General features: G+C 71.7%; 19 protein-coding genes. 11 read left to right on the forward strand and 8 right to left on the reverse strand.

What is annotated here, in order from left to right:
- Positions 1-59 precede the first annotated feature (59 nt).
- Positions 60-1829 carry a 3-hydroxyacyl-CoA dehydrogenase family protein gene (locus QRX60_RS20750; protein WP_286002413.1) on the forward strand — a complete coding sequence of 590 codons (1770 nt, stop codon included), beginning with the start codon at positions 60-62 and terminating at the stop codon, positions 1827-1829.
- On the opposite strand, the gene QRX60_RS20755 is transcribed toward QRX60_RS20750, so the two are convergent.
- The 4 genes from QRX60_RS20755 to QRX60_RS20770 form a co-directional block, all read right to left on the reverse strand.
- Positions 1830-2345: a hypothetical protein gene (locus tag QRX60_RS20755; protein WP_286002414.1), complete on the reverse strand. Its 516-nt coding sequence runs from the start codon at positions 2343-2345 to the stop codon at positions 1830-1832.
- A 104-nt stretch (positions 2346-2449) separates the two neighbouring features.
- Positions 2450-2860: a tRNA (N6-threonylcarbamoyladenosine(37)-N6)-methyltransferase TrmO gene (gene tsaA / locus QRX60_RS20760; RefSeq protein WP_286002415.1), complete on the reverse strand. Its 411-nt coding sequence runs from the start codon at positions 2858-2860 to the stop codon at positions 2450-2452.
- Positions 2857-3285 (reverse strand): nucleoside deaminase, encoded by a 429-nt coding sequence (locus QRX60_RS20765; RefSeq protein WP_286002416.1) that lies wholly within the window; start codon positions 3283-3285, stop codon positions 2857-2859. The genes tsaA and QRX60_RS20765 overlap by 4 nt, the downstream gene beginning before the upstream one ends.
- Positions 3282-4121, reverse strand: coding sequence for an LLM class flavin-dependent oxidoreductase (locus QRX60_RS20770; protein WP_286002417.1), 840 nt, complete (start codon positions 4119-4121; stop codon positions 3282-3284). Before QRX60_RS20770 ends, QRX60_RS20765 begins: the two co-directional genes overlap by 4 nt.
- Before the next feature lie 93 nt (positions 4122-4214).
- Between QRX60_RS20770 and QRX60_RS20775 the strand changes: the two genes are divergently transcribed.
- Positions 4215-4679, forward strand: coding sequence for an Lrp/AsnC family transcriptional regulator (locus tag QRX60_RS20775; RefSeq protein ID WP_286002418.1), 465 nt, complete (start codon positions 4215-4217; stop codon positions 4677-4679).
- Positions 4663-5187, forward strand: a complete 525-nt coding sequence (locus QRX60_RS20780) for a P-loop NTPase family protein (protein ID WP_286002419.1) — start codon at positions 4663-4665, stop codon at positions 5185-5187. The genes QRX60_RS20775 and QRX60_RS20780 overlap by 17 nt, the downstream gene beginning before the upstream one ends.
- A 2-nt stretch (positions 5188-5189) precedes the next feature.
- On the opposite strand, the gene QRX60_RS20785 is transcribed toward QRX60_RS20780, so the two are convergent.
- On the reverse strand, positions 5190-5666 hold the full coding sequence (locus QRX60_RS20785) for an Lrp/AsnC family transcriptional regulator (RefSeq protein WP_286002420.1): 477 nt from the start codon (positions 5664-5666) through the stop codon (positions 5190-5192).
- 58 nt (positions 5667-5724) lie between these two features.
- Between QRX60_RS20785 and QRX60_RS20790 the strand changes: the two genes are divergently transcribed.
- Positions 5725-6843, forward strand: a complete 1119-nt coding sequence (locus QRX60_RS20790; RefSeq protein ID WP_286002421.1) for a trans-sulfuration enzyme family protein — start codon at positions 5725-5727, stop codon at positions 6841-6843.
- Here the strand turns inward: QRX60_RS20790 and QRX60_RS20795 are convergent.
- Positions 6840-7052 (reverse strand): FmdB family zinc ribbon protein, encoded by a 213-nt coding sequence (locus QRX60_RS20795; protein WP_286002422.1) that lies wholly within the window; start codon positions 7050-7052, stop codon positions 6840-6842. The two genes, QRX60_RS20790 and QRX60_RS20795, sit on opposite strands and share 4 nt — an antisense overlap.
- 45 nt (positions 7053-7097) lie before the next feature.
- On the opposite strand from QRX60_RS20795, the gene QRX60_RS20800 reads away from it, so the two are divergent.
- The 3 genes from QRX60_RS20800 to QRX60_RS20810 all read left to right on the forward strand — a co-directional run bounded on the left by QRX60_RS20800 (position 7098) and on the right by QRX60_RS20810 (position 9885).
- On the forward strand, positions 7098-8222 hold the full coding sequence (locus QRX60_RS20800) for an alkaline phosphatase family protein (RefSeq protein WP_286002423.1): 1125 nt from the start codon (positions 7098-7100) through the stop codon (positions 8220-8222).
- 106 nt (positions 8223-8328) lie between these two features.
- Positions 8329-9429, forward strand: a complete 1101-nt coding sequence (locus tag QRX60_RS20805; RefSeq protein ID WP_286002424.1) for an NAD/NADP-dependent octopine/nopaline dehydrogenase family protein — start codon at positions 8329-8331, stop codon at positions 9427-9429.
- A 150-nt stretch (positions 9430-9579) separates the two neighbouring features.
- Positions 9580-9885 (forward strand): hypothetical protein, encoded by a 306-nt coding sequence (locus tag QRX60_RS20810; RefSeq protein ID WP_286002425.1) that lies wholly within the window; start codon positions 9580-9582, stop codon positions 9883-9885.
- Positions 9886-9919: 34 nt separating this feature from the next.
- Here the strand turns inward: QRX60_RS20810 and QRX60_RS20815 are convergent, their stop codons facing one another.
- Positions 9920-10459, reverse strand: coding sequence for a GNAT family N-acetyltransferase (locus QRX60_RS20815; protein ID WP_286002426.1), 540 nt, complete (start codon positions 10457-10459; stop codon positions 9920-9922).
- On the opposite strand from QRX60_RS20815, the gene QRX60_RS20820 reads away from it, so the two are divergent.
- Positions 10458-11219: an alpha/beta fold hydrolase gene (locus QRX60_RS20820; RefSeq protein WP_286002427.1), complete on the forward strand. Its 762-nt coding sequence runs from the start codon at positions 10458-10460 to the stop codon at positions 11217-11219. The two genes, QRX60_RS20815 and QRX60_RS20820, sit on opposite strands and share 2 nt — an antisense overlap.
- Here the strand turns inward: QRX60_RS20820 and QRX60_RS20825 are convergent.
- Positions 11207-12019 carry a phosphotransferase gene (locus QRX60_RS20825; RefSeq protein ID WP_286002428.1) on the reverse strand — a complete coding sequence of 271 codons (813 nt, stop codon included), beginning with the start codon at positions 12017-12019 and terminating at the stop codon, positions 11207-11209. The genes QRX60_RS20820 and QRX60_RS20825 overlap by 13 nt on opposite strands.
- A 135-nt stretch (positions 12020-12154) precedes the next feature.
- Between QRX60_RS20825 and ctaD the strand changes: the two genes are divergently transcribed.
- The 3 genes from ctaD (at position 12155) to QRX60_RS20840 (ending at position 16064) form a co-directional block, all read left to right on the forward strand.
- Positions 12155-13942 (forward strand): aa3-type cytochrome oxidase subunit I, encoded by a 1788-nt coding sequence (gene ctaD, locus QRX60_RS20830; RefSeq protein ID WP_286002429.1) that lies wholly within the window; start codon positions 12155-12157, stop codon positions 13940-13942.
- Positions 13943-14058: 116 nt separating this feature from the next.
- Positions 14059-15288, forward strand: coding sequence for a phosphoserine phosphatase SerB (gene serB, locus QRX60_RS20835; protein ID WP_286002430.1), 1230 nt, complete (start codon positions 14059-14061; stop codon positions 15286-15288).
- On the forward strand, positions 15285-16064 hold the full coding sequence (locus QRX60_RS20840) for a peptidyl-tRNA hydrolase (protein ID WP_286002431.1): 780 nt from the start codon (positions 15285-15287) through the stop codon (positions 16062-16064). The genes serB and QRX60_RS20840 overlap by 4 nt, the downstream gene beginning before the upstream one ends.

Raw genomic sequence — 16064 nt, forward strand, 5'->3', positions numbered from 1 at the left:
GTGGTTCCGTGTGGCAGAGTCGAGGCAATTACCGGCGAGTAACATCTCTGGAGGCCTCAATGGCGCGGGACATCTCGACGGTCGGAGTGGTCGGCCTGGGCACGATGGGGGCCGGGATCGCCGAAGTGCTCGCTCGCAGCGGGCTCGACGTCGTCACGGTCGAGCTCGACGAGACCGGTGTCGCCCGGGGCCGCGGACACCTGGAGCACTCGACCGAGCGCGCACTCTCCGGTGGCAAGCTCGATCCCGCCGGTCGTGCGGCCCTGCTGGACCGGATCCGGTACAGCACGTCGCTCTCGGATCTGTCCGAAGTGGACCTCGTGGTCGAGGCGATCCCGGAGAGCCTGGAGCTGAAGGCCGACGTCTTCACCGAGCTGGACAAGATCACCCGGCCCGACGTCGTCTTCGCCTCCAACACCTCGTCGCTGTCGATCACCGAGATCGGGGTGCACACCACGCGTCCCGGCAAGGTCGTCGGCATGCACTTCTTCAACCCGGCGCCGGTGCAGAAGCTCGTCGAGATCGTGAAGACCGTGGTGACCGAGCCGGAGGTGGTCACCGAGGTGGTCGCGTTCGCCGAGCGGCTCGGCAAGGTGCCGGTGGTGATCGGCGACCGGGCTGGGTTCATCGCGAACGCACTGCTGTTCGGCTACCTCAACCACGCGGTGCGGATGTACGAGCAGCGCTACGCCACACGCGAAGACCTCGACGCCGCGATGCGCTTCGGCTGCGGCTACCCGATGGGGCCGCTCGCGCTGCTCGACCTGATCGGACTCGACACCGCGTACGAGATCCTCGACACGATGTACCACCAGTCCCGCAACCGGCTGCACGCGCCGGCGCCACTGCTCAAGCAGATGATCACGGCGGGCCAGCTGGGACGCAAGACGGGCCGCGGCTTCTACGCCTACGACGCGCCGGACTCGCCGAACGTGGTCTCGGACGCGGTGGCTACGTCCACTGTGGACACGGCCGAGCCACGGCCGGTCTCCCGGGTCGGCGTGGTCGGCACCGGGACGATGGCGACCGGCATCGCGGAGGTCTTCGCGAAGCGCGGGTTCGACGTCGTGCTGCGCGCCCGGAGCCTGGAGAAGGCGCAGGCGTCCGTCGCGAAGGTGAAGAAGTCGCTCGACAAGGCCGTGGTCAAGGGCAAACTGTCCGAAGAGGACGCTTCGGCCGCGCTGGCCCGCATCACGCCGGTGACCGACTTCGACGCCCTGGCCGACGTCGACCTGGTCGTCGAGGCCGTGGCCGAGGAGCTGTCGGTGAAGCAGGCGGTGTTCGCGGCGCTGGACGAGGTCGTCCGCCCGGGCGCGGTGCTGGCGACGACGACGTCTTCACTGCCGGTGATCGAGTGTGCGGCAGCGACCTCCCGGCCGTCGGACGTGGTCGGTCTCCACTTCTTCAACCCGGCCCCGGTGATGAAGCTGGTGGAGGTGGTCTCGACGATCGCGACCGCCCCGGACGTGGTGGCGACGGCGAACGCGGTCTGCGCCGCGGTGGGCAAGCACGCGGTCCACTGTGGAGACCGAGCGGGCTTCATCGTCAACGCGCTGCTGTTCCCGTACTTGAACGACGCGGTGAAGATGCTGGAGGCCCACTACGCGGGGGCGAACGACATCGACACGGCCATGAAGGTGGGCTGCGGCCTGCCGATGGGTCCGTTCGAGCTGCTGGACGTGGTCGGCCTGGACGTGTCGCTGGCCATCCAGCGCACGCTGTACAACGAGTTCCGCGAGGAGGGTTTCGCGCCGGCGCCGCTGCTGGAGCACCTCGTGACGGCCGGGCGGCTGGGCCGGAAGACCGGGAAGGGCTTCAAGGACTACTGATCAGTTGCCCAGGCTGAGGGCGACGTTCCCGTTCCGCGCGTCCTCGGGCTGCACCATGATCCGGCCCCGGTGGGACACCTCGACCAGGTAGAACTTCTCACCCGCCGGAACGTTGGGCGCGGCAAGGCTGAACACGCAGCTACCGGCGCCGTTCGGCCGCCCCGTTCCCAGCGCGCCTTGGGAGAGCACGGTTCCCGCGGCGTTGTAGACGGTGACCGTCGTCCCGGTCGTGATGTCCGAGTAACCGCCGGAACCACCGCAAGTGCCGTAGCCGTACCCGCCGCTGTAGAGCGTGAACGTGCCGCGGAGGTCGAACGCCTCCCCGGACGTGGCCGGAGTGCTGATGGGGGCGCCGGAATCGGCCAGGTCCAGGCCGGCCCACAGGGCGCCGACCAGGGCCGCACCGGCGGCGGCCGCGAGCAGCAGATGCCAGGGATTCGTCCTCGTCCGCACCGGCGGCGGAACCTGCGGAGGCGTCCACGGGTCCGGCGGAACAGGTTCGAACGCACTGGTCATCACGATTCCTCCGTCGGCACGGCCGGGATTGCTCCGTTTGTGCGAAGGAGGTCGGCCGGACGGCCGCGGTCGTTACCCCGGTGCCCGGATCGTGATCGGCCGGGTCAGCGGGCGGCCACCTCGCCGAGGACCGGTTTCACGTCCAGGACCGGGGTGCCGTCGATGGCTTCCAGGCCCGTCACGGTGAGCGTGCCGTTCTCGGCCGACGTCACCGTCACCGTGTGGAGGCCGATCGGGTTCGGGCGATCCGGGGAGCGGGTCGAGAACACCCCTTCGCGGGGGCGGTCCGGGTCGCTGCGCGGGTGGACCGCCTGGACCTCGCGGTCCGCCTCGTGCAGCCACGTCAGCAGCACCAGGCGGTCGCCGGGGCGGAGGTCGGCCGCCGCCGGGTGGAACTCCGGTGCGAACACCACCCGGGCCGGTGGCGCGCCCTCGTCGCCTTGCCTCGGGGCCGATGCGCGGTCCTGGAGGGACGACTCGATCCGCGCCACCGGGCGCACCTCGTAGCTCGTCACTGGTAGTACCCCTCGACCGGCACGCGGGCCTCGTCGAACAGCGCCGGGCCTTCGAGCTGGTGCCCGCCCCACGTGACCGGCGGGCGCAGCGTGAGGAACTGTTCCGTCGACAACGCGTAGACGACGCGGCCCAGCCCCGACCGTTCGATCGCGCCCGTGCACATCCCGCACGGCTGGGTGCTCGTGTACATCGTGGTCGCCGCCGCGGCCTCCGGGGCCAGGTTCTGCGCCGCCCAGCGGGCGAGCTTCAGCTCCGGGTGCGCGGTGATGTCGTTGTCGGTCAACGACGTGTTGCGGTCCTCGGCGAGGACGTTGCCGTCCGCGTCGGCCAGCAGGGAGCCGAACGGCGGGTTGCCGTGTTCCTCGCGCGCTTCGCGGGCGAGCTCGATCGCGCGCCGCAACAGGGCTTCTTCGGTGTCCTTCACCGGTTCTCCTTCCAGGACGCGGCCACGGCCGCGAGGTCCCGCCACGCGACCTCCGGGTGGAGGGTCTCGGCGGGGTCCGCATCGAACGGGTCGAGCACGACGGTCTCCGCGCCCAGCGCCCGCAGCTGTGCCAGGTCGTCGAGGACCTGGTCGAGGGTGCCTTCCCCGGCGCGCCGGTCCGGGCCGGTCACCGGGGTTCCGGTCACCCGCAGGAGGATCCGCGGTGCGAACGCCGGCACCGGCCGGTCGCCGGCCAGGGTCTTCAGGCGCTCCAGGCCTTCCCGGAACCCGGACATCGTCATCCGCAGGGGGTGCCACGCGTCGCCGAGCTCCACCGCGCGGCGCAGCCCGGCGTCGCTGTGCCCGCCCAGCCACAGCGGGATCGGGCCGGCGCGGTAGTCGTCGTGGTCGGCCCAGGCCGCGCGGATCGCCCGGAGGTACTCGCTGGTCAGCTTCCCGCGCTGCTCGAACGGCACGCCGAGCGCGTCGAACTCCTGCTTCGCCCAGCCGATGCCGGCGCCGAGCACCAGCCGGCCGCCGCTGAGCGCGTCGAGGTTCGCCGCCATCCGGGCCACCAGCAGCGGATGCCGGTACGGCACGACCAGCACGGTGGTGCCGAGCCGCACCCGGTCGGTGACGCCCGCGAGCCACGACAGCGTCGTGAACGGCTCGTAGAACGGCGCCGGGTACTGCCCGGCGACGTCCGGGGTGATGGCGACGTGGTCGGACACCATCAGCAAGTCGAAGCCGAGGCCTTCCACGGTCCGCGCCCAGGAACGCAGTACGCCGGGGTCCGTGCCCGGACCGAAGTTGGGGACGTTCACGCCGATCTTCACCAGGAAAGGCTATCGAGGTCAAAGCCGTGATCGGAAGGGAACGATCACGGTGTTCGGCGGCTTCGGCCGTGGATCTCGCGGTACATTCGCCTCATGACCGAGAGTCTCGATCCGACGGACTGGGCCATCCTGGTCGAGCTGCAGCAGGACGCCCGGCTGCCGCTCACCGAGCTCGGCCGCCGCGTGAACCTCAGCGCGTCGGCCGCGACCGAACGGCTGCGGCGGCTCGAGGCCGCGGGCGTGATCACCGGCTACCGCGCCGACATCGACCTCGGCAAGGTCGGCTACCCGGTGCTCGCCGTCGTCCGGCTCAAGTACCCCGGCAGCCGGCACGACGCCCTGCACAAGCTGCTCGGCGAGCGCCTCGAGATCCTCGAATGCCTGCGCACGACCGGCGACGACTGCTACACGCTCAAGGTGGCCGCGGCCTCGATGGCCCACCTCGAGCACACGATGGACGAGCTGGCCCAGTTCGGCAGCACGACCACGAACGTCGTCTACAGCCAGACCCTGCCCTACCGCGGACCGCGGGAGCCCGCCCGTGACCTCGACGGCTGAGCGCATCGTCGTCTACGGCGTGACCGGCTCGGGCAAGTCGACGCTCGCGGCCCGGATCGCCGAGCGCACCGGCCTGCCGTACGTCTCGGCCGACGATCTCACCTGGCAGCCGGGCTGGGTAGCGGTACCCGACGAGGAGCAGCGCCGCCGCATCGGCGAGGTGTGCGCGGGCCGGCGCTGGGTCCTCGATGCCGCCTACGGCAGGTGGAAGGACGTCGTGCTGCCGCGCGCGCAGCTCATCGTGGGTCTCGACTACCCGCGCTGGCTCTCGCTGGGCCGCCTGGTGCGCCGGACGGCCGTGCGCTCGGTGACCCGCGAACGGATCTGCAACGGCAACGTCGAGTCGGTCCGCCAGATGCTCTCCGCGGACTCGATCATCCGCTGGCACTTCGCGTCGTTCGCGAGGAAACGGGCGACCATCCGGGCCTGGGCCGCCGAGTCTCCCGGCCCCGAAATCCTCCGGCTGACGTCCCCGCGCGAGACCCGCCGCTGGCTGGACACCCTCTGACCTCAGGTGCCCGGCGGTAACAGCGGTCCGCCGCTCCAGTGCTGGAACACCAGGTTCGTGTGCACGCGGGCGACCTCGTCGCGGGCGGTCAGCTCGTCGAGGACCAGGCGCTGCAGCTCACCGGCGGAGCTGGTCGCGACGTGCGCGAGGAAGTCGTCCGGCCCGGTCAGGTGGTAGACCGCGCGCACCTCGGGCAGCGACAGCAGGTGCTCGACGAACGGGTCCACCAGCGGCCGCCGGTGCGGGCGGACCTGGACGAACAGGAACGCCTCCAGTGGTCGGCCCAGCTTCGCCGCGTCGACCGACGCGTGCTGCCCGGTGATCACGCCGGTGTCCCGCAGCCGGGAGACGCGGTCCAGGCACGTCGACGGCGCGATGCCGACCGCGGCCGCCAGGTCCTTGTTGGTGATCCGGGCATCGTTCTGGAGCAGGCGCAGAATCTCGAGATCAACCGGACTCAGTTCGACGGAATCGGACATCGGCGAATGATATCCGAGACTGTTGTCCTGGATCCGGTGAAAGCTCGATCATGCTGGCATGACCTCCTCGCTGCGCACGCGCGCCGTCCACGCCGGCCGTGACGACCTCACGGACCTCGGCGTGCACGCCGCACCGCTCGACCTGTCGACGACCTACCCGTCCCGCGACAGTGCCGCCGAAGCCGCCCGGATCGACGAGTTCGCCGCCGGCGGCGAACTCGACGGCCCGCCGATCTACGGCCGGGTGGGCAACCCGACCGTCGAACGGTTCGAGCGCGCGCTCGCCGAGCTCGAAGGCTTCGAGCACGGCGTCGCGTTCGCCAGCGGCATGGCCGCTGTCTCGGCCTGCCTGCTTTCCGCGGTGGCGCAAGGGAAACGGCACGTCGTCGCCGTGCGCCCGCTGTACGGCTGCAGCGACCACCTGCTCGAGTCCGGGCTGCTCGGCACCGAGGTCACCTGGGCCGCGCCCGGCGCCGTCGCCGCCGCGCTGCGGCCCGACACCGGGCTGGTGTTCGTCGAAACACCGGCGAACCCGACGCTCGCCGAGACCGACATCGCCGCGCTGGCGGCCGCCTGCGGTGACGTGCCTCTCTTGGTGGACAACACCTTCGCGACCCCGGTGCTCCAGCGCCCGGGCCGCCACGGCGCGCGGATCGTCCTGCACAGCGCGACGAAGTTCCTCGGCGGCCACGGCGACGTGATGGGCGGGATCGTCGCGTGCGACGCCGCGGAAGCCGCCCGGCTGCGGCAGATCCGCTTCGCGACCGGCGGCGTGCTGCACCCGCTCGCCGGATACCTGTTGCTGCGCGGGCTTTCCACGCTGCCGCTGCGCGTCAACGCCGCGTCGGCGACGGCGACGACGCTGGCCGAGCGGCTCGCCGCCCACCCGGCGGTGACGGCCGTCCACTACCCGCGGCTGGGCGGGCCGCTGGTGGCGTTCGAGGTCGACGGCGACCCGCACGCCCTGATCGGCGCGGTCCGGCTGATCACGCCAGCGGTCAGCCTGGGCAGCGTCGACACGCTCATCCAGCACCCCGGATCGATCAGCCACCGGATCGTCGACCCGGGCGACCGGCACGACGCGGGGGTGTCCGACCAGCTGATCCGGCTGTCGGCCGGGCTCGAGGACGTCGAGGATCTCTGGGCCGACCTGGAACAGGCCCTGAAGGTTCTCTAGCCGCAGCAGCCGCCGCCACAGCAGCCACCGCCGCCGCCGGCCGGGACCGCGGGACCGCTCGCGGCCCCGGTGAGGGCGACCGTGGTGAGCAGCTTGACGGTGTCGGTGTGGCCCTCCGGGCAGGCCGCCGGCGCGCCGGATTCGCTCATCGGGCGCAGGAGCTCGAAGGTCTCGGTGCACTCGCGGCAGCGGTAGGCGTAGGTCGGCATGCCGCGATTATCGCCGGAGGAGCCCGCGGATGGGAAGCTGGGCGCGTGCAGCCGCCAACGCTTGCCGACGTCCCGCACCTCGGCCAGGTCGTCCCGTCCCTGCTCGCCGTGCTCGGGGTGCCCGGTTTCGGGAACACGCTGGCGCTGCCGGAGGCCCGCAGCGCCGGGGTGCTGCTGGTCGACGGGCTCGGCTGGGAGCTGCTGGCCGAGCACGCCGCGGACGCGCCGGTGCTGACCGAGCTCGCCCGGGAGTCGCTGCGCGTGGGCTTCCCGTCCACGACGGCCGCCGGGGTGGCGGCGATCGGCACCGGGCTCGCTTCCGGCGAGCACGGCATGGTCGGCTACACGTTCGAGATGCCCGGCACGGGTGTGCTCAACGCGTTGCGCTGGCGCAGCCACGAGGACGGCAGCGACCTCCGTGGCGCGCTCCCGCCCCGCGAGGTGCAGCCGCTGCCGACGACGTTCGAACGGGCGGCCGAAGCGGGCATCGACGCCGCCGTGGTGTCGTCGGCCAAGTTCGCCGACACCGCCTTGACCCGGGCCACGCAGAGCGGTGCGCGGTACGCCGGGGTGCACGCCTTGGGCGACCTCGCCGCGCGGACGCTGTCGGTGCTCGGCGGGCGGGCGTTCTGCTACGCCTACCACAGCGAACTCGACCTGCTCGGGCACGTGTACGGCCCCGGGTCCACCGCGTGGCGGATGCAGCTGCGGCAGATCGACCGGCTCGTCGAGTCCCTTGTGGACGGTCTGCCGGCCGGCGCCCTGCTCGCGGTGGTGGCCGACCACGGCATGGTCACCGTCGAGGACAAGCTCGACCTCGAAGACGTCCCGGAGCTGCTTGCGGGTGTCCGGACCTTCGGGGGCGAGGTGCGCGCCCGGCACGTCTACACCGAGCCGGGTGCGGCCGCAGACGTCCTCGCGGCCTGGCGGGCGGTGCTGGGCGAGCGGGCCTGGGTGCGGTCGCGGGAGGAGGCCGTCGCCGAAGGGTGGTTCGGGCACACGGTCAGCGACCGGGTGCTGCCGCGGATCGGCGACGTCGTCGCGGCGGCCCGGGGACGGTTCGGGATGGTGCGGGGGCTCGCCGAGGCCGTGGAGACGTCGCTGATCGGGCAGCACGGGTCGCTCACCACGGCCGAGCAACTCGTGCCGCTGGCGCTCGTGCAGGGCTGAGCGTTACCCGGAAGGGTCCGATTTCCGGGAAGGTGCTCCGGCGGGAACTTTGCCGTCCGGTGTGCCGACCTGTCCACTGCGTACCCGAGTGACGGGAGTGGGCGGGATGAGCGGGCTGGACGGGATCGGGGTCGTCGGCGCCGGCGGTGAGGGACGGGCCGTCGCGGCCCACCTCGCCTCGCGGGGGCTGCCGGTGCACCTCTGCACGCGGGATCTCGAGGCCGTGGCGGAGATCGCGCGCAGCCGGGAGATCGTCGCCACCGGGGTGCTCGACGGGCGGTTCCCGCTGCGGGAGGTGACGGCGGATCCCGCAGCGCTTGCCGGGCGGGCCGTGGTGCTGGTCGCGACGGTGACGACCGCTTACCCGGAGGTCGCCGTCCGGCTCGCGCCGTACCTTCGCCCGGGACAGGTCGTCGTGTTGTTCTCCAGCAAGCTGTGCGGGAGCGTCGAGTTCGCGCACGCGCTCGCCGCCGCCGGGGCACCGGAGGTCGACGTCGTCGAGACCGACGCGCTGTTCGCCGCGCGGCCGTCCGGGACCGGCGGCGTGACCGTGCTGGGCGCCAAGGGCTGGAACCTGATCTCCGGCAGCACGCCGGCCGCCGTCGCCCGGCACGCCGGGCTGCTGCGCGAGTGGTTCCCGATGCTGGAGGTCGCACGCAACCCGGTGGAACGCGGCCTGCACGACTTCGGCGCGGTCGCGCACGTGCCGATCGCGCTCGCCAACCTCGGCACCATCGACCGCGCGGAGGAGCTGCTCTTCTACGTCGAAGGCGTTTCCCACCGCACGGTCGCGCTGCTGGAACGGACCGAGGCCGAGTTCGCCGCCGTCGCCCGGGCCTACGACGCCCGGCTGCTACCCATGACCGAGGTCCTCGACCGCTACTACGGCTGCCCGGCCACGACGCTGCTCGACGCGTTGCGGACGGTGGAGCCGTACCGGACGATCGCCGCGCCGACCAGCCTCGACCACCGCTTCCTCACCGAGGACATCCGCTCCACGCTCGTGCCGCTGCAGGCACTCGCGCGGTGTGCCGGGGTCGCCACGCCCATGGTCGACGCCGCCATCACGATCATGTCCGTGCTCGGGGGCGAGGACTTCCGCCGGTCCGGGCGGACACTGGCCCGGCTCGGCTGGGACGGGCTCGGCCACACCGGGATCCTGCGCCGGCTGCGGACTGGCTGCCGGGTGGCGGGCCGCGCGGCCTGAGCCCCACTGACATCTGGTGTGATCGAAGGGCCAGCACACGTGATTGGAGAGTCGACACGCGTGATTGGAGGGTCGACGCGCGTGCCTGGACGGACGACACGTGTGCCTGGGCGGTCGGCTCGCCGGGGCGGGGGCGGATACCGTTCGGGCGTGCCTCGACGGAATCGTCCCGGCCGCCGCGCGGACGGCGGGCCGCCCGAACGCGACCTCGGTGCCGCGACCGGCTGGGCCCGCGCCGAGTCCGGGTCGGACGGCGATTGGCTCGTGCGGACCGTGCCCGGCTCGCAGGCGACCAAGTTCTACCGCTGCCCCGGCTGCGACCACGAGATCCGGCCGGGCACGCCGCACCTCGTCGTCTGGCCGGCCGACGACACCGGCTCGGTCGCCGACCGGCGGCACTGGCACCGGCCCTGCTGGGACGCCCGGGCCCGCCGGCGGCCGAACCGCCGCTGGTGACGCTTCGCTCTGGAGTTTTCAAGCAACGCCCGGCTCAGCGCCGGTAGTGCCGCGACATCGCGCCGTCGTACATCTCCTCCGTGTACTCGGTGAAGCCGAGCCGCTCCGCCACCCGCAGCGACGGCTTGTTGTCGACGCTCACGCTCGCCAGCACCGGCAGCGACGGCAGGTCCCGGGCACACCACTGCAGGATCGCCAGGCCGGCCTCGACCGCGTAGCCCTTGCCCCACGCCGACGGCCGGAACCGGTAGCCGAGGTTCAGCACCTTCTCGCCGTGGAACTCCCGCAGCCGCACCCCGCACATGCCGATCACCTCGGTGCCGCCGCGTTCGGTCACCGCCGGGTAGCCGAAGCCGTGCTCGGCCCAGTGCGCCAGCCACTCCGAGAACATCGCCGACGCGCGCGGGACGTCGGGCGGGTCGGGGTTGAAGCGGTTGGTGCGCGGGTCGGTGTGGATGTCGACCATCGCCTGCCGGTCCGCCTCCTGGGGCGGACGCAGCAGCAGCCGGTCGGTTTCGATGTCGGTGAACACAGCGGCGAAGCTAGCGCGGGGGTCCGACAAAATGGCCCGCATGACCGAACTGCCGCTGGTCCTCCTCCACGCCTTTCCCCTGGACGCCCGCATGTGGAACGCGGTGCGCGAGCCCCTCGCGTCACACCTTCGGGTGATTACCCCGGACCAGCGCGGGCTGGGCCGCTCGCCGTTGCCGGAGTCCGATCGCGAACCGAGCCTCGAGGACGCCGCGCGCGACGTCGTCGCCCTGCTGGACCGCCTGGAGCTGGACCGCGTCGTGCTCGGCGGCTGCTCGATGGGCGGCTACCTCGCGATGGCCGTGCTGCGGCTGGCGCCGGAGCGGGTCGGCGGGCTCGTGCTCATCGACACGAAGGCCACGGCCGACACGCCCGAGGCCGCCCAGACCCGGCTGGACGTCGCCAAGCGGGTCGAAGCCGAGGGCATCCGGGGCTGGCTCGCCGAGGCCAACCTGCCCAACCTGCTGGCCGGGTCGACGCGCGAGCAGCGCCCGGACGTGGTCGAGACCGTCCGGGAGATCATCGAATCGCAGCCGCCCGCCGGGATCTCGTGGACGGCGCTGGCCCTGCGGACGCGCCCGGACTCCCTCGACCTGCTGCGCGAGTCGGGAATCCCCGCGCTGGTCGTCGTCGGCGAAAAGGACCCGATCACCCCCGTGGGGGCGGCGAGCGCCATGGTCGAGGTGCTGGACGGCGCGACGCTGGTGGTGCTGCCGGGCGCCGGGCACCTGACCCCGCTGGAGGACCCGGCGGGCGTGGTCGAGGCGATCCTGTCCTGGTACCCGGCAACTCACGAGAAGTAGGCAGCGAGCGCAGCGTGGGCTTCGGGCAGCCGGTGCGGGAACCGCTGAGCGATCACGAAGCGCCACACCACGGCGTAGAGCTCTCGCAGCCGCGTGAAGAAGCGAAGCGCGTCTTCGTCGACCTCGCCCGGGTACGCGGCCAGGTACTCCGGGCCGCCCTGCCGGGCGAGGATGCCGAGGTCCCAGGCCAGTGGCCCGCGCCAGGTGTCTTCGAAGTCCAGCCAGCACGGGCCGGCGGGAGTGGCGATCAGGTTGCCGGGGTGCGCGTCGCCGTGCAGGGGCTGCACGGCGCCGTCCGGCAGCGTCGCGGCGAGACGGGCCGTCTCGCCGCGCAAGCGGGAGTCCAGGTCGTGCCGGTCGAAGATGCGTTCGAGGTCGTCGAGCGGGCCGCGCCGGGGCAGTTCGCCGGGGTACTCGCGCAGGGCCGCGTGCACCTCGGCGAGCGAGCGCGCGACGACGTCCGGTGCGTACCGGTGGTCCGGATCGTGCGGGGTGTGGTGCCAGAGCGTGACCGGCAGGCCCTCGGCGAAATGCGGTCCGGCCGGGGGATCCGTGGCCGGTGAGACGACGGGCACACCACGTTCCGTGAGGAACCGGGAGACGGCGACGTCCCGCTCCTGCCAGGCCGGCCCGGGCCGCGCCAGGCGGACGGTCCCCGGCACCCGCGCGACCAGCGGACCCAGCTTCACCAGCACGTTCGAGCGTTCGTGGAGCACCTCAGGCTCGTGCTCGCGCAGGCCCAGCCGGGAGGTCACGGTCAGTGCCGCGCGAACCGCGGTGAGCGTGTATTCGTCGGCCACGGCCCGATCTTGCCAGCCGGTGCGCGCGACTGTCGGTAGCGAGGGCTACGATCCCCTTGACCGCCGGAACCGGGCCTCGCCCGCGCCCGGCGGCCGGACGATGACCACCACAAGGTTTCAGTGTTGGAGGCAGGAGTGACGGCCGTAGCCCCCAAGCCGATCGCCACGCGCCCGTACCCCGCGCGCGAGTCGGTTAAGGGTTCGTACCTGCTGCGGTTGTTCCGCACGACGGACCACAAGCAGATCGGGATCATGTACCTGGTCACGTCGTTCGCCTTCTTCATGGCGGGCGGCGCGATGGCGATGCTCATCCGCACCGAGCTGGCGCGGCCCGGGCAGCAGTTCCTGTCGCAGGAGCAGTACAACCAGCTGTTCACCATGCACGGCACGGTGATGCTGCTGCTGTACGCGACCCCGATCCTCTTCGGATTCGCGAACTTCGTGCTCCCGCTGCAGATCGGCTCGCCGGACGTCGCGTTCCCGCGGCTGAACGCGTTCTCGTACTGGCTGTACCTCTTCGGCGGCCTGATCGTGCTGTCCGGCTTCCTGACCCCGGGTGGCGCCGCCGACTTCGGCTGGTTCGCCTACACCCCGCTGTCGGACGCGATCCACTCGCCGGGCGTCGGCGCGGACCTGTGGATCTCCGGCCTGGTGGTCTCCGGTCTCGGCACCATCCTCGGCGCGGTCAACATGGTCACCACCGTGGTCTGCCTGCGCGCGCCGGGCATGACGATGTACCGGATGCCGATCTTCACCTGGAACATCCTGGTGACGTCGATCCTGATCCTGCTCGCCTTCCCGATCCTGACCGCGGCCCTGATGGGCCTGCTGGCGGACCGGCACCTCGGGGCGCACGTGTTCGACCCCGAAAACGGCGGCGTGATCCTCTGGCAGCACCTGTTCTGGTTCTTCGGCCATCCCGAGGTGTACATCGTCGCGCTGCCGTTCTTCGGCATCGTGTCGGAGATCTTCCCGGTGTTCAGCCGCAAGCCGCTGTTCGGCTACAAGAGCCTGGTCTGGGCGACGCTGGCGATCGCGGCCCTGTCGGTCGCGGTGTGGGCGCACCACATGTACGCCACCGGCGCCGTGCTGCTGCCGTTCTTCTCCTTCATGACGTTCCTGATCGCCGTTCCGACCGGCATCAAGTTCTTCAACTGGATCGGCACCATGTGGAAGGGCCAGCTGTCCTTCGAGACGCCGATGATCTTCTCGATGGGCTTCATCGTCACGTTCCTCTTCGGCGGCCTGACCGGCATCATGCTGGCCGCGCCGGCGATCGACTTCCACGTGTCGGACAGCTACTTCGTCGTCGCGCACTTCCACTACGTGCTCTACGGCACGATCGTGTTCGCCACCTTCGCCGGCATCTACTTCTGGTTCCCGAAGATCACCGGCCGGATGATGGACGAGAAGCTCGGCAAGTGGCACTTCTGGACCACGTTCATCGGCTTCCACGGCACGTTCCTCGTCCAGCACTGGCTGGGTGCCGAGGGCATGCCGCGCCGGTACGCGGACTACCTGACCAGTGACGGCTTCACGACGCTGAACACGATCTCGACGATCGGCGCGTACATCCTCGGTGCCTCGACGCTGCCGTTCCTCTGGAACGTCTTCAAGAGCTACCGGTACGGCGAGATCGTCACGGTGGACGACCCGTGGGGCTACGGCAACTCGCTCGAATGGGCGACGTCCTGCCCGCCGCCGCGGCACAACTTCACCGAGCTGCCCCGGATCCGCTCCGAGCGGCCCGCGTTCGAGCTGCACTACCCGCACATGATCGAGCGCCTCCACAAGGAGGGCGAGATCGGCTTCTTCGGGAAGCAGAAGCTCAACGGCCACGCGGCCCCGTCGCAGGTGCTCACCGAAGCGGTGATCCCGGGAGACCACTCCGGGGACAACGCGAGCGAGCAAGGCGACAAGTAGGACCCTGATCGAGTGAGCGCGTGCCCGGCTTTTGTGAAGCCGGGCACGCGCTCTACTTGTGTCCGAGCACGGACCGGCAGACTGATCGTGCAGCGTCGCCGAACGAGGGATGACCAGTGACCCAGACCCCCGTCCTGATCACGACCACCGGCCCCGACAAGCCGGGTGTCTCGTCCGTGCTGTTCGCCGTGCTGACCCGCCACGACGTCGACGTGCTCGACGTCGAGCAGGTCGTCATCCGCGGGCAGCTCGTGCTCGGCGTGCTCGCCGGCGTGTACCGCGACCCGGAGGGCCTGCAGGAGTCCGTCGAGCAGGCGATGGCGTCCGTCGGCATGCAGGTCGACGTGAAAATCGGCTCGGCGATCGGCGACGACCCGTTCGCGCTCGGCCGCAGCGACTCCTCCCACGTGCTGGTGGTGCTGGGCCGTCCGGTGACCGCGCGCGGCTTCTCGGAGGTCGCGCGGCGGCTGGCGTCGCTGGGCGCCAACATCGACGCGATCCGCAGCGTCGCCGACTACCCGGTGACCGGGCTGGAGCTGTACGTCTCGGTCGACCGGGACACCCCGGAGGCCGACACGGCGTTGCGCTCGGAGCTCGCCGACGCCGCCGTCGAGGCGGGCGTCGACATCGCCGTCGAGCGGGCGGGCATCACCCGGCGGGCGAAGCGGCTGGTCGTCTTCGACGTCGACTCGACGCTCATCCAGGGTGAGGTCATCGAGATGCTCGGCGCGCACGCCGGGGTCGAGCCGGAGATCCGCGAGATCACCGAGGCCGCCATGCGCGGCGAACTCAACTTCACGGAATCGCTGGAACGCCGGGTCGCACTGCTGGAGGGCCTGCCCGCTTCGGCGATCGACGAGGTCGCCGCGTCGATCGAGCTGACCCCCGGCGCCCGCACCACGATCCGCACGCTCAAGCGGATGGGGTTCAAGACCGGCGTGGTGTCCGGCGGGTTCACCCAGGTCATCGGCGGCCTGGTGGAGGAGCTCGGACTCGACTTCGCGGCGGCGAACGAGCTCGAGATCGTCGACGGCAAGCTCACCGGGCGCGTGGTCGGCGACGTCGTCGACCGCGCCGGCAAGGCGAAGGTGCTTCGCCGCTTCGCCGGTGAGTACGACATCCCACTGGAGCAGTGCGTCGCGGTCGGGGACGGCGCCAACGACATCGACATGCTGTCGGCGGCGGGCATGGGTGTCGCGTTCAACGCCAAGCCCGCGCTGCGCGAGGTGGCCGACACCGCGCTCTCGCACCCGTACCTCGACGCCGTGCTGTTCGTGCTCGGGCTCACCCGCGGTGAGGTCGAGGCGGCCGACGCCGCCGACGGACTCGAGCTGATGCGTCCGTGAGCAGCGTTCTCGACCCCCTGGGCGCCCGCTACGCCTACTGGCTGGGGCTTCCGGCCGAAGACACGTCGGACACCTCCGACGAGCTCCCGGAGGAAGTCCGGGCGATGCCGGTGATCCTGCGCATCGAGCGGGCCGAGCCGCCCGGCCGCACGCCGCTGCTGGAGGCCGCGGCGGCCGCCGCGCTGGCGGTCTGCCTCGACGAGCGCGCCGAGCCCGGCGGCGAATGGGCCGAGCCGGTGCACGCCTGGCTCGACAACCGGATCCGCAAGGTCGCGCGGCGGGCGCGGGGCGCGCACTGGGCGGCCGTCCAGGACCTGCCGGGCATCACGGTCGAGATCGACGGCGCCGAAGCGCGGGCCCTGGTGCCGGGCCTGGTCACCGAGGCTCCCAAGGAGGTCTCCCGGCTGCAGATCTCGGGCAGCGAGCTGCCGCCGGACGAGCCGGGGCCGCCGCCCGCCGGCGTCCCGCTGCTCCTGCTCAACCCGCACGCGCCGATGACCGTCGGCAAGGCCGCCGCGCAGGTCGGGCACGCCACGATGATCCTCGCCGCCCTGCTGGACGACGCGAAGCTCGCGGCCTGGGCCGAGCGGGGCTACCGGACCGCCGTGCGCACGGCGAGCGTCGCGCGGTGGAAGGAACTGCACCCGGGCGACGACCCGGAGGGCGCGTGGCGGCGCGACCGCGTCATCGCCGTCCGGGACGCCGGGTTCACCGAGGTCGACCCGGGCACCATCACGGTTCTTGCCCAGTGGGAGCCGGAACAAGCGGCTTCCTGA

Origin of the sequence: Amycolatopsis mongoliensis (assembly GCF_030285665.1) — a bacterium.
Lineage (GTDB): Bacteria > Actinomycetota > Actinomycetes > Mycobacteriales > Pseudonocardiaceae > Amycolatopsis > Amycolatopsis mongoliensis.

Coding starts and splice junctions, on each gene's coding strand:
- QRX60_RS20750 (WP_286002413.1), top strand. CDS start 60: ATGGCGCGGGACATCTCGACGGTCGGAGTGGTCGGCCTGGGCACGATG.
- QRX60_RS20755 (WP_286002414.1), bottom strand. CDS start 2,345: ATGACCAGTGCGTTCGAACCTGTTCCGCCGGACCCGTGGACGCCTCCG.
- QRX60_RS20775 (WP_286002418.1), top strand. CDS start 4,215: ATGACCGAGAGTCTCGATCCGACGGACTGGGCCATCCTGGTCGAGCTG.
- QRX60_RS20785 (WP_286002420.1), bottom strand. CDS start 5,666: ATGTCCGATTCCGTCGAACTGAGTCCGGTTGATCTCGAGATTCTGCGC.
- QRX60_RS20790 (WP_286002421.1), top strand. CDS start 5,725: ATGACCTCCTCGCTGCGCACGCGCGCCGTCCACGCCGGCCGTGACGAC.
- QRX60_RS20795 (WP_286002422.1), bottom strand. CDS start 7,052: ATGCCGACCTACGCCTACCGCTGCCGCGAGTGCACCGAGACCTTCGAG.
- QRX60_RS20805 (WP_286002424.1), top strand. CDS start 8,329: ATGAGCGGGCTGGACGGGATCGGGGTCGTCGGCGCCGGCGGTGAGGGA.
- QRX60_RS20820 (WP_286002427.1), top strand. CDS start 10,458: ATGACCGAACTGCCGCTGGTCCTCCTCCACGCCTTTCCCCTGGACGCC.
- QRX60_RS20815 (WP_286002426.1), bottom strand. CDS start 10,459: ATGCGGGCCATTTTGTCGGACCCCCGCGCTAGCTTCGCCGCTGTGTTC.